This window comes from Nitrincola schmidtii (genome assembly GCF_008973715.1).
In the GTDB taxonomy this organism is placed as follows: Bacteria; Pseudomonadota; Gammaproteobacteria; order Pseudomonadales; family Balneatricaceae; genus Nitrincola; species Nitrincola schmidtii.
The window spans coordinates 22,152-34,379 of sequence record NZ_WBOL01000020.1; the positions used below are offsets into that span (position 1 = coordinate 22,152).

Sequence of the window (12,228 nt, forward strand, 5' to 3'; positions counted from 1 at the left end):
TGTTGGAATTATAGTGTTATCGGCATTCAGAGCAGTTTTGCTGGGTGTTGAAGGCGCTGCAGTAAGATCTGTTTGTATTGATCGGGATCTTTCAATTTCATTTCGCCGCCTTGGCGAGATGCTTGTGCAATACCTAGCCAAGGAATTAAGCGCGATAGCCAGAAACGCATTGCAGCGGTGCGCGTAAGAATCGGCCAGGCAGTTGATTCATCGGCTGTAAATGGGCGGATCTGCGCATAGCCTTCAAGCAGTGCTTGCTCTCTTTCCGAGTCAATGGTGTGATCAGCATTGTTACACCAATCATTGGCAACGATGGCTAAATCATACAGCTGATATGCGGTTGCCGCATTGTACATATCGAGAATCGCAACCAGTTTGTCATCCTGAAACAGCGCATTGTCATGGAACAGATCGCCATGTATGACACCACTAGGCAGGTCTAGTTCTGCTTCACGCAGTTCGTCAAACGCCTGCACTTCTTGCTTAAGCAGAAAAGCATCTTCAGTTGTTAACCGATGAGCGATAGCCTCACTTTCACGTCGCCACCAGAAAACCCCTCTATGTGCCTGGCGCTTTAGGTAAAAGTCGTTGCCGGCCAAATGAAATCGAGCCAAGGCTTCACCGATTTGAAAGCAATGTATAGGCCGAAGTTTTACCGCAGGCACATCGCTGCCATAAAAGCGGGGCTGAAGTGCGGCAGGCTTTCCTTTGATCTGTTTTAACGCAATGCCATTTTTGTCCTTGATGGCATAGGGAACCGGTGTATTGCGTTCAGCCAGCCAGTGGCCCAGCTCAATAAAAAAAGGCATCTCATCGGCTGACAGTTCTTCAAAAATGGTCAGCACATAGGATTTTTTCTGACCGCGAAGCTCTAGATCGACAAAGTAGTTGGTGTTTTCAATACCCCCTTCGATTCCTTCAAATTTAATTAAAGTACCTAAATCGAAGTCAGCAAGAAGTAGGCTGAGTTCTTCAGCAGTAATGGAAGTGTAGACGGCCACAAAAATATCCTACCAGCGGAAAAGAATCCATTTAGGGGTCAGTACGGTGGGTTCACCGACACGGATTAAATCGCCAGATTCACCTTTCGGCACCAAGTAGTAGGGCTCGCCAATTACAGGGACAACTTTGATCTCTTTTAACTGACCACCCACGCGATACTCATAATAGGTCGCTTCGCCGTCATGGGTAATGGTAATTTGTGGCTCTTGATTGAGCAGATCATCTTGTGCATGAACAGCTGCGAATGGCAGGCTGCTAAGCATGGCGATGAGTAATAGTTTCTTAAGCATGGCGCTTTTCTCATTAGTTGAGTGTTTAATTTGTTATGATTGTGAACCTTGACACCATCCACGGCAACCAGTTAGCGGAAAAATCCATGAGTGAACAGCATCTACCTATTATTCTAGTCGACGGATCATCCTATTTGTACCGTGCTTTTTTTGCTTCACAACAGGCAGACCTTCGCACCAAGGATGGATTTCCTACCGGAGCCGTGCGCGTAGTGACATCGATGCTGCGTAGTTTACTCAAACAATATCCTCAAAGCCCGGTTACCGTTGTTTTTGATGCGAAAGGAAAAACCTTTCGCGATGAGTTGTTTGCCGAGTATAAAGCGAATCGACCTTCCATGCCGGATGATCTGCGTTTGCAGGTAGAGCCGATTCACCAGATCGTTCGTGCGATGGGAATAGAGGTGATCGTTGAAGATGGCGTTGAGGCAGACGATGTTATCGGGACGCTAGCAAGAGAAGCAACTGAACAGCAGCGTCCGGTCATTATTTCCACAGGCGACAAGGATATGGCGCAGTTGGTGAATGAGCATGTCACGCTCATCAACACCATGAACGATAGCAAAATGGATATCGAGGGCGTTAAAGAAAAATTTGGTATTCCACCCGAGTTGATTATCGATCTATTAGCGCTTCAAGGCGATAAAGTGGATAACATTCCCGGTGTTCCGGGTGTCGGTGAAAAAACTGCGCTAGCACTGCTACAGGGTATCGGTGGCATTCCTGCACTTTATGAGAATTTGGACAAAATAGCGGACTTGGGTTTTCGTGGTTCGAAAACGATGGCGCAAAAACTGTTGGATCACAAAGCAGATGCCGAGCTGTCTTATCAGCTTGCGACCATTAAAACGGATGTTACTCTGCATGTGAAATTACAGGATATTCCGTGTCCGCAACCTCACAATGACCAGTTGTTAACCTTATTCCGTCAGTATGAGTTCCGCTCTTGGGTAGAGGAGCTGGAAGCCGGTGTTCCTATTAAGTCTGCTGAAACACCAGCCATAGAAGCAGTAGAAACAGATTATCAGGTTATTTTGACTTGGGATGCGTTTGATGAATGGTTCAAGCGTCTTGAAGCGGCTGACATTTTTGCACTAGACACCGAAACCACCAGCTTGAACTATATGGAAGCCGAATTGGTTGGCTTCTCTTTTGCGATAAAACCGGGTGAGGCGGCTTATTTACCGGTAGCGCATGACTATGTAGGGGTTCCAGATCAGCTTGATCGAAAAGCGGTATTAGAGCGTCTTAAACCACTACTAGAAAACCCCAAGCAAGCCAAGCTAGGCCAACACATTAAATACGATATGAATGTGTTGGCTAACTATGGAATTGAGCTTAAGGGTGTGGTTGCAGATACCATGATGGCTTCCTATGTGTTGAACTCTACCGCCGGTCGTCATGATATGGACAGCTTGGCTGATCGATTCTTGGGGCATAAAACCATCACTTTTGAGGAGATCGCCGGTAAAGGAAAGCAACAACTTACCTTTAATCAAATCGATCTAGAAGAGGCCGCGCCTTATGCTGCTGAAGATGCTGATATTACCTTAAGACTTCACCAACAAATCATCAGTCAACTGCAATCAGAGCCATCGCTGATGTCGGTACTTAACGACCTAGAAGTGCCGTTGATTCCCGTACTGGCAAAAATAGAGCGCAATGGTGCCTGTGTCGATGCCAGCTTGTTATCCATTCAAAGTCGTGAATTGGAAATCCGTTTGCATGAGTTGGAGCAGCAGGCTTATGAGTTGGCAGGTGAAACCTTCAATCTAGGTTCACCCAAACAACTACAGGTGATCTTGTTTGAAAAGCAAGGAATACCCGTTCGCAAGAAAACACCGAAAGGCGCTCCTTCAACCGCAGAGGAGGTGTTACAGGAGCTGGCGCTGGACTATCCATTACCAAAAGTCATCATAGAACATCGTGGTTTAAGTAAGTTGAAGTCAACTTATACCGATAAGCTGCCGCTGATGATCAATCCTCGAACGGGTCGAATCCATACCTCTTATCATCAAGCCGTCACAGCCACAGGTCGCTTATCGTCTTCTGATCCTAATCTACAAAATATACCCATCAGAACAGCGGAAGGTCGTCGCATCCGTCAGGCATTTATTGCACCAGAGGGTTACTCCATTGTTGCTGCGGATTATTCCCAAATTGAATTGCGTATCATGGCGCATCTGTCTGGTGATGATGGGCTCCTAAATGCCTTTGCTGAAGGTAAAGATATTCATCGTGCCACAGCTGCTGAGGTGTTTGGTGTCAGCCTAGCAGAGGTCTCGGCAGATCAGCGCCGCAGTGCTAAAGCAATTAATTTTGGTTTGATTTATGGTATGTCTGCCTTCGGTTTGGCAAAGCAGTTAGGTTTAGGTCGAAATGAAGCGCAGGCTTATATCGATCACTATTTTGCGACCTATCCGGGAGTGCAGCGTTATATGGACAATACCCGTGCACAAGCGCATGAAAAAGGCTATGTTGAAACCTTGCGTGGTCGTCGACTCTATTTACCTGAAATTAATTCGAAAAATGGGATGCGACGTCAAGCCGCTGAACGTACGGCGATCAACGCGCCGATGCAAGGCACCGCTGCTGATATTATTAAACAAGCGATGATTAATGTGGATGAATGGCTGGCTAATGGCGAGTTTGACGCCAAGATGATCATGCAGGTACATGATGAACTGGTTTTTGAAGTGAAAACGGAACAGGTGCCGAGCTTTATTGAACAGGTTACCCAGCAAATGGAACGAGCAGATCAGTTGAAAGTGCCGTTGTTAGTTGAAGCGGGTCACGGAAAAACCTGGGATGCAGCACATTAATTGAAAGAGTTGGTAACTAAGATTTCTATGGATTCTAGAAGCCTTAAGCTGGTCTGACTTTTAATTTAATTAGGCCTTAAGTTAGAGGAACCTTTTGAGTCAGCTAGGCTCTATATTTTTGAGCCCATATGACCGTCATGTGCCAGTGAAAGCCAAGGCTCAATTCGCGTGGAAGCGTAAGCCCTCTATTCCAAGTGGTCCCCTTCTTGGAGTTGAGGGCTTTTTTTCAGCTTAATCTAAAGATGGTTGATGAGTTAGGTTATCAGTTTGACCGTCTAGATCGTCGCTAGTTGGCAACAAAAGCTCGCTCAAGCGTTTACGAAGTGTATCCACTCCATCTTTTTTTAATGCAGAAAAGGTTTGTAGCGTAACACCGTCACCCAGACGCTTGCGAAGTTGAGCTGTTAGTTTTAACAAGGTGCTTTGCGCAGGGCCACGTGTCAGTTTGTCGGCTTTTGTTAACAGAACATGCAAAGGCATCCCCGTTTTCTCACACCAGCTCACCAACATTTCATCAAACTCTTTCATTGGATGGCGAATATCCATGACAAGAACCACACCTTTCAGCGCTTCACGATGTTGCAGGTAGGCATCCAAATGTTTTTGCCAATGAACCTTCATTGCGATTGGTACTTTAGCATAACCATAACCGGGTAAATCGACGATGCGAATGCCTGGAATATTCAAGTCAAAAAAGTTAATCAGTTGTGTTCTGCCTGGTGTTTTAGAGGTTCTGGCAAGCTTGCCATTTTGAGTTAATGTATTGATTGCGCTTGATTTTCCAGCGTTTGATCGACCTGCAAAAGCCACTTCAGCAATACTGTCGTCAGGGCATTGATGAAGCTTATCAGCACTGACAAAATAGCGTGCTTGATGAAAATTAAGTGAACTTTGGTTTTCGGACATTCGTATCTCACTATGATAGGATCGCCACACTGAACAAAATGCGTTCCAGTTTGTGAGGATATTAGTTTATAATATATCCAATTTTACCCGTGAACTGAGAGAACCTCTAGTCAGGGTAGTCACAAATACGAGGTCAGCACCGAATAAAGCGGCAGCTGGACAAAAAATTTATTAGCAAAAGTCTGGGTCGAGTCAATGAACAAACTACTGATCAGCTTACTGGTAAGTGTTGGAATCACAGGTATGGCACATGCCACCGGTGGCGATGCAACTGCTGGGTCTCAAAAAGTTGCTGTCTGTGCAGCATGTCACGGTGCCGATGGTAATAGTCCAATGGGCGCATTTCCAAGTTTAGCCGGACAAAGTTCTCGCTATTTGCTCAAGCAGATGCAAGATCAACTAAGCGGTGCGCGAGTCATTCCTGAAATGACAGGTATGCTTGACGGTTTGTCAGAGCGTGATATGCGTGATATTGCTGCGTTTTACGAAAGACAAACACCGGTTATCGGTCAAACACCCGCTGAAATGTTAGAGCTTGGTAAAAGTATCTATCGTGCAGGTATTGCTGATAAAGGCGTAGCTGCTTGTGCTGCTTGTCACATGCCAAGTGGTCAGGGTAACAACCCTGCTCGTTTCCCTGCGTTGAGCGGTCAGCATCCTGAATACACTGCATTGCAGTTAAGAAAGTTTGCTTCTGAAGAGCGTCATAACGATCCTAACCGTATGATGCGTGATATTGCAGTTAAGATGTCTGATGCGGAAATGGAAGCAGTAGCTCACTTTATTCGTGGTCTACACTGATTTTAATTCTTAAAGACTCGATAAAGGGTAGCTAATGCTACCCTTTTTGTTTTTTAACGTAGAACTTTACTCAAGTATTGCTGTCGATATCGATTGAGTTTGCCATTGATAATAAAGTGAGAAAATTATGTTGAAAAAAACTGTATGGGCAATTTATTTGCTTTGTTTTTCCATTACTGTAGCTGTTGCTCAAGAAGCACCTGATTTTGAAGCAGGTGTTCATTATGAAGTTTTACCCACCGCTGTTCCAACAAGTGATCCTGAAAGAATTGAAGTGGTTGCGGTGTTTGCCTATAGCTGTCCCCACTGTGCTAGTCTTGAACCAAGTTTGCAAAGCTGGGCGAGTCAGTTAAACGATGATGTTTACTTCACTCATTTGCCTGCAGTTTTTTCACGTAACTGGGAGCCTTTGGCAAGAGCTTATTATGTGGCTGAGTTAAGTGGCAAATTAGATGAGGCGCACATGCCAATGTTTGATGCTATCCATGTGCAAAATAACCGCTTTCGTAGCACGGAAGATATAGCCGCTTTTTATACTAACTATGGTATCGACAAGGACGAGTTTATGAAGCTTTATAACTCCTTTGCAGTTGATACACGCATCAAGCAAGGCCAAGCCCGCTTAAGAGGTTATCAGATCACTGCTGTTCCTGCGATGGTAGTCAATGGTAAATACCATATTACTGGTGCTATGGCTGGTAGTAACACCGGTATGCTTCGTGTGGCTAATTATCTGATTGAAAAAGAACGTGCTGCGTTGGCTAATTAAGACGCCCTGTTCAATACTATTTTAAGCCACTGTTGTGATTGTTTGTTCTAAATGATCACGTCAGTGGTTTTTTGGTTTATAGTATATGCATCATTTATAGGGCGTAATGGGAGTTGGCTGCAATGGCAGGCTCGGATGACTGGCAGAAGAAATACAAGATACTCTCTAAAGAGCTAGAGCAGGCGGAGGAATATACATCACGTTTGCTTGAACAGTTAAGAATGATCCTTACGCATCTCAGTATTGCTTTAAAAGGGCAGGATGAAGAGTTAGATGATGTTATGTATCGTTTGGTCGGTTCAATGGGTTCTATAGAAGTCCGTAAACTTCGCAGTTATGCAAAAAATATTGAAAACCGTGTAACTGCCCTAAGCACAGAACCTGCTGCCTCTGCCGAAGCTTTATCTCATTCAATCGATACTTTAGAGAATGATTTAAGTGAAGACTTAGCAGATAATCGCGATTTGGAAGTTGTTGAGATTACAGTTCGTCTATTGGAAGTTCTTCAGCTACTCCGTATACCTAATGAGCACAGTCATCACCTCCATTCTTTAATCGCAGAGATAGAATCTAATCCTCATTTACAGCGCTTACCTGCCATCTTAGACGATCTGATCAAGTTGATGCGCTTGGCTGGTATGAACCTAGGTGAGGACTTTGAAGATTACCTGCTGAGTTTGAATCAGCAACTTTCCTATGTGCAAAACTTTTTAACTGAGAGCCAGAAAGAAGAGTTGAAAGCTAGTCAGCGGCAAAGTGAATTGGATAGAGCGGTTCGTCAGGATGTTTCTGAAATCAATCATACGGTTAAGCAGTCCAATGACCTAGTGGAATTAAAGCAGGCAGTGAGTCGTCAGTTGGCAAGTATTATAAAGTCGATGGATGAACATAAAAAATCTGAAGAGACCCGTGAACATTGCTTGAAGCAACGTTATGACGAGTTGCTAGGGAAGGTAGCTCAGATGGAAAAAGAAGCCGAGCAGGTTAAGCATCGCATAGAAGAAGAGCAGCTTAAAGCTCGTACCGATCCATTGACGGGTTTACCTAATCGTTATGCTTATGATCGTCATATCATTAATGAGCTAGAAAGATGGGAACGCTACAATATTATGTTTTCCCTCTGTGTTGCAGATTTAGACTTCTTTAAACAAGTGAACGATGATTATGGTCATTTGGCTGGAGATAAAGTATTGCGATTAATGGCACGTATTCTGCAAAAAAACTTGCGAAAAATTGATATTGTCACCCGTTTTGGGGGTGAAGAATTTGTCATCATCATGCCATCAACGGATGGCGCTGCTGCCACTCAAGCTGTTGAGAAAGTCAGAAAAGTGATTGAAGAAAGCCCATTTAACTTTCAAGGTAAGCCGGTTCGCATTACCATGTCATTTGGAGTTACCGAAGTCCAGTCAGGAGATACTCCAGACGAAATTTTCTCAAGAGCAGACCGGATGCTCTATCATGCTAAAGAAACAGGCCGCAACAAAGCCTTGTTAGGATAATTCAATACTTATTCATTCGTTACAGGATGCTATCACGTGCGACCCGTGTTTCGCTCTATCAAGATTTTTTGGGTTATAGCCCGCTTCAGATTAGATACATTTTTCTTAAACCCAACCTTGCCCTGGGTATTAAGAGTATTATTGTATCTGCTCCCTTGGCGTCTGTTTTTCTCAGCCAAGCAGTCGGAGGCGGTTCGCTTAAGATTAGCTTTAGAGGCGCTCGGTCCGGTGTTCATCAAATTTGGACAAATGCTGTCAACACGTCGAGATTTATTGCCAGATGAAATCGCTATCGAATTAGCACGACTTCAAGATAACGTGCCTTCATTTTCCAGCCAGAAAGCCAAGCAGATTATTGAGCGATCTTTAGGTCAATCAGTGGAAGCTCTGTTTCAGGTTTTCGAATCAGAACCGATGGCCTCTGCATCCGTTGCTCAAGTCCATAGTGCGACACTCTTTGATGGGCGAGCAGTGGTGGTTAAAGTGATACGTCCGGGTATAGAAAAAGTAATACAGCAAGATATTTCATTGCTTTACACTTTGGCTTGGTTGGTCTGTCATCTTTGGTCGGAAGGTCGACGTTTACGCCCCGTTGAAGTGGTTGAAGAGTACGAGCAAACGATTTTTGACGAATTGGATTTGCGCAAAGAAGCGGCGAATGGGTCACAGTTAAGACGCAACTTTGAAGGCTCTGGCATTCTTTATATACCAGAAATTTTTTGGGATTATACGCGTCGTAACGTACTTGTCATGGAGCGGATATATGGTATCCCTGTGGCAGATATGGAGCAGCTTAATGCTCAGAATACGGATATGGAAAAGCTTGCCGAGCGGGGCGTAGAGATCTTCTTTACCCAAGTATTCCGTTACAGTTTTTTTCATGCGGATATGCACCCGGGGAACATCTTCGTATCGCGAGAGCGACCAGATGATCCGCAATACATCGCTGTAGATTTTGGTATTATTGGCTCGCTTAGTGCTGAAGATCAAAGCTATCTTGCTCGTAATCTTTTGGCATTTTTTCGTCGTGACTATCGTCAGGTCGCGCAACTTCATATTGATTCTGGTTGGGTCCCAAGAGATACCAATGTTCATGCTTTTGAGACAGCTATACGCAGTGTATGTGAGCCCATATTTGAGAAGCCATTAAAAGAAATTTCATTCGGTATGGTGTTGCTTGGATTATTCCAAACAGCTCGTCGCTTCAATATGGAAGTGCAGCCACAATTAGTATTGTTACAGAAAACGCTGCTAAATATTGAAGGGCTAGGACGTCAGTTATATCCAGAACTAGATCTGTGGAAAACCGCGAAACCTTTTCTAGAGGAATGGATGAAGGAGCGTATGAGTATTAAAGCGGTTGCTAATAGTATTCGTCAGCAAGGACCAGAATGGCTAGAAAAGCTGCCACTAATGCCACAATTGGTATTTGATGCACTTCAGCAAACTGCACATCAAACAGAGAAAAAGTTTGAGTATTCTGAGCAGTTGGCTGTAAAACAATATTTAAGAGCTAGATCCACACGTCGACATCTTTTGCTAGGAGCTACCGCACTATTTGCAGTAGCGGTGATAGCGCAGCCTAGTTTGCAGCACACATTAGATGGCTTGCCATGGTATGGTTGGTTGGTAGCAGGTATTGGCTGGTTAAGCTTATGGCGAGCATGATTTGGGCTGGTTCGGCTTGAGTTGATAGGCTATGCTAGTGCGCTTTTAATAAACGGATCAGGAAAGCACTTATGAATGATGCATGGTTAGATGAAGTCTGTTGGGATGAACAAGGTTTAGTACCTGCCATCGCTCAAGACATCCATACTGGCCGTATCATGATGTTCGCTTGGATGAATCGTGAGTCATTAAAGCTTACGGTACAAGAAAAGCGAGCTATTTATTGGTCAAGATCTCGTCAAAGACTTTGGCGAAAAGGTGAAGAGTCGGGGCATGTTCAGCAGTTACATGACATTCGCCTTGACTGCGATGGTGACGTTGTATTGTTAGTGATTGAACAGCTGGGTGGTATTGCGTGTCATACCGGTAGAGAAAGCTGTTTTTATCGAAAGCTGAGTGCTCAAGGTGAATGGCTAGTAACTGATGAAGTACTTAAATCGCCAGACGCTATCTATCAGAAATAGAAAGGTATCATCATGAGCCAAGTGTTACAGCAGTTAAGTGATGTACTAGAGTCGAGAAAATTGGCTGCACCAGAAAGCTCTTATGTAGCCAGTCTTCACGCGAAAGGGCTTAACAAGATTCTAGAAAAGGTAGGCGAAGAGGCGACAGAGACCATCTTGGCCGCTAAAGATGCCGAGCTGACACAAGAGAAGGCAGAGTTAATCTATGAAACGGCTGATTTATGGTTTCATACCTTGGTGATGCTTTCGCACTTAGATATCAAGCCTCAGTCTATATTGGATGAGCTTGCACGCCGCTTTGATCTTTCAGGGTTGGAAGAAAAAGCTTCACGTAACAAAGAATAACGATTAGATTAACGAATTCTGATCAGCTTAGGCTGACAATGACAACTGGAGAAAAGCAATGGGTTTTGGTGGAATCAGTATTTGGCAGTTAGTGATTGTACTCGGCATTGTCGTGCTGTTGTTTGGAACGAAAAAGCTTCGTAACCTAGGTGGCGATTTGGGTAGCGCCGTTAAGGGCTTTAAAAAAGCGATGACTGATGACGAGCAAAAAGAAGCGTCAGAAGCTCAAGAAAATAAAAAGCTAACCGCTGACGATGCTGCATTTACTAAGCAAGATGAGTCTGCGGATGCTGCAAAAGAAAAAGCAAAAGTCGATAGCGAAAAGTAAGCGCATATTAAATGTTTGATATCGGTTTTGCCGAACTACTGATTATAGGTGTCGTTGCTTTGCTGGTGCTAGGGCCGGAAAAGTTGCCTGTGGCTGTTAAAACCTGCGGTATGTGGATTGGTCGCATCAAGCGATCAGTCACAGCTATTCAGCATGAGATCAGTGAAGAGCTGCGTGTTGAAGAGTTGCGCCGTACAACGGCGATCAGTAAAGAGGAACTAGAAAAAGAGCTTAGTGAAATGCGTAAGCCTTTTAAAGCAGCAGCTAAAGATGTTGAATCAGCTGTTGCTGATGAAAAGCCGCAAGCTAAGACTGCTTCCTCTAGTTCAGAGTCTTCAAAAACAGAAAGTGATAAAAGTAACGCATGAGCGACTCAACCAATGATCAAGAGCAACCCTTAATCTCTCATCTTGTGGAGTTGCGACAAAGGCTAATGCGTGCGGTATTAGCCGTGTTTATTTTGTTTTTAGCACTCTTCTATTTTGCTAACGATTTATATCTATTTATATCGGCACCGCTGACAGCGCTGTTACCAGAAGGTACCAGCATGATAGCAACCGATGTTACCTCACCGTTTTTTGCGCCCTTCAAGTTAACACTAGTGGCTGCAATGGCTTTAGCGATGCCCTATATTTTGCATCAGATTTGGTCATTTATATCTCCAGGTTTGTATGCAAATGAAAAGAAGTTCGCTATTCCACTGCTGATTTCCAGTATCTTGCTTTTTTATGCAGGAATCGCTTTCGCATACTTTGTTGTCTTTCCATTGATCTTTGGTTTCTTTACTAGCGTGGGACCAGAGAATGTTGCGGTAATGACGGATATCAGCAGCTACCTTAATTTCGTATTAAAACTATTCTTTGCATTTGGTTTAGCCTTTGAAATTCCTATTGCAACACTTCTGCTAATCAAGTCAGGTGCGATTTCAGCAAAAGACTTAGCTGCTAAACGTGCATATGTGATTGTAGTATGCTTCGTCTTTGGTATGTTGTTAACTCCACCCGATGTCATTTCACAGAGTCTTTTAGCCGTACCTATGTGGTTGCTTTTCGAAGTAGGCTTGTTCATGTCTCGGTTTATTGTCGCTGACTCCAAAGAAGACGAAGAAGAAAGGGTTGGTTGATTTTTAAACAGTTAACATCCTGTAATTTAAATCAATTAAATTTACAAAAACCCGTTGACCTTCCTGATTTTGATCTATACTATACGCACCTCGCTTGAGACAACAACCCAACACATCGGGTTGCACAGAGATCTCAAGCCGCTCTTTAACAAATTAATCAGGTAATGCGTGTGGGCGCTTGTTCAGGTTAGGCATTAAAGCTTAATCG

General features: G+C 44.0%; 13 protein-coding genes. 10 read left to right on the plus strand and 3 right to left on the minus strand.

Features of this window, described 5'->3' with window-relative positions; translation table 11 throughout:
* Positions 1-26 precede the first annotated feature (26 nt).
* On the minus strand, positions 27-1,001 hold the full coding sequence (locus F7R24_RS14095; protein ID WP_151671904.1) for a homoserine kinase: 975 nt from the start codon (positions 999-1,001) through the stop codon (positions 27-29).
* A gap of 9 nt (positions 1,002-1,010) precedes the next feature.
* Positions 1,011-1,292, minus strand: coding sequence for a DUF2782 domain-containing protein (locus tag F7R24_RS14100; protein WP_151671905.1), 282 nt, complete (start codon positions 1,290-1,292; stop codon positions 1,011-1,013).
* Between the two features lie 86 nt (positions 1,293-1,378).
* Between F7R24_RS14100 and polA the strand changes: the two genes are divergently transcribed.
* Positions 1,379-4,114: a DNA polymerase I gene (gene polA, locus F7R24_RS14105; protein WP_151671906.1), complete on the plus strand. Its 2,736-nt coding sequence runs from the start codon at positions 1,379-1,381 to the stop codon at positions 4,112-4,114.
* 231 nt (positions 4,115-4,345) lie between these two features.
* Here polA and yihA read toward each other — a convergent pair whose 3' ends face one another.
* Positions 4,346-5,020, minus strand: a complete 675-nt coding sequence (gene yihA, locus F7R24_RS14110) for a ribosome biogenesis GTP-binding protein YihA/YsxC (RefSeq protein ID WP_151671907.1) — start codon at positions 5,018-5,020, stop codon at positions 4,346-4,348.
* 195 nt (positions 5,021-5,215) lie between these two features.
* Between yihA and F7R24_RS14115 the strand changes: the two genes are divergently transcribed.
* The 9 genes from F7R24_RS14115 to tatC all read left to right on the plus strand — a co-directional run bounded on the left by F7R24_RS14115 (position 5,216) and on the right by tatC (position 12,020).
* Positions 5,216-5,821, plus strand: coding sequence for a c-type cytochrome (locus F7R24_RS14115; RefSeq protein ID WP_151671908.1), 606 nt, complete (start codon positions 5,216-5,218; stop codon positions 5,819-5,821).
* A gap of 127 nt (positions 5,822-5,948) precedes the next feature.
* Positions 5,949-6,590 (plus strand): thiol:disulfide interchange protein DsbA/DsbL, encoded by a 642-nt coding sequence (locus tag F7R24_RS14120; RefSeq protein ID WP_151671909.1) that lies wholly within the window; start codon positions 5,949-5,951, stop codon positions 6,588-6,590.
* 122 nt (positions 6,591-6,712) lie between these two features.
* Positions 6,713-8,092: a sensor domain-containing diguanylate cyclase gene (locus tag F7R24_RS14125; protein ID WP_151671910.1), complete on the plus strand. Its 1,380-nt coding sequence runs from the start codon at positions 6,713-6,715 to the stop codon at positions 8,090-8,092.
* Between the two features lie 36 nt (positions 8,093-8,128).
* Complete coding sequence (ubiB, locus tag F7R24_RS14130; RefSeq protein ID WP_151671911.1) at positions 8,129-9,760, plus strand: ubiquinone biosynthesis regulatory protein kinase UbiB; 1,632 nt, start codon at positions 8,129-8,131, stop codon at positions 9,758-9,760.
* Between the two features lie 71 nt (positions 9,761-9,831).
* Complete coding sequence (gene hisI, locus F7R24_RS14135) at positions 9,832-10,224, plus strand: phosphoribosyl-AMP cyclohydrolase (RefSeq protein WP_151671912.1); 393 nt, start codon at positions 9,832-9,834, stop codon at positions 10,222-10,224.
* Positions 10,225-10,236: 12 nt separating this feature from the next.
* Positions 10,237-10,569: a phosphoribosyl-ATP diphosphatase gene (locus F7R24_RS14140; RefSeq protein ID WP_151671913.1), complete on the plus strand. Its 333-nt coding sequence runs from the start codon at positions 10,237-10,239 to the stop codon at positions 10,567-10,569.
* A 58-nt stretch (positions 10,570-10,627) separates the two neighbouring features.
* Entirely contained in the window at positions 10,628-10,897 is a 270-nt protein-coding gene (tatA, locus tag F7R24_RS14145) for a Sec-independent protein translocase subunit TatA (RefSeq protein ID WP_151671914.1), read from the plus strand.
* A gap of 11 nt (positions 10,898-10,908) precedes the next feature.
* Positions 10,909-11,265, plus strand: coding sequence for a Sec-independent protein translocase protein TatB (gene tatB, locus F7R24_RS14150; RefSeq protein WP_151671915.1), 357 nt, complete (start codon positions 10,909-10,911; stop codon positions 11,263-11,265).
* Entirely contained in the window at positions 11,262-12,020 is a 759-nt protein-coding gene (gene tatC / locus F7R24_RS14155) for a twin-arginine translocase subunit TatC (protein ID WP_151671916.1), read from the plus strand. Before tatB ends, tatC begins: the two co-directional genes overlap by 4 nt.
* The last annotated feature ends 208 nt before the right edge of the window (positions 12,021-12,228 follow it).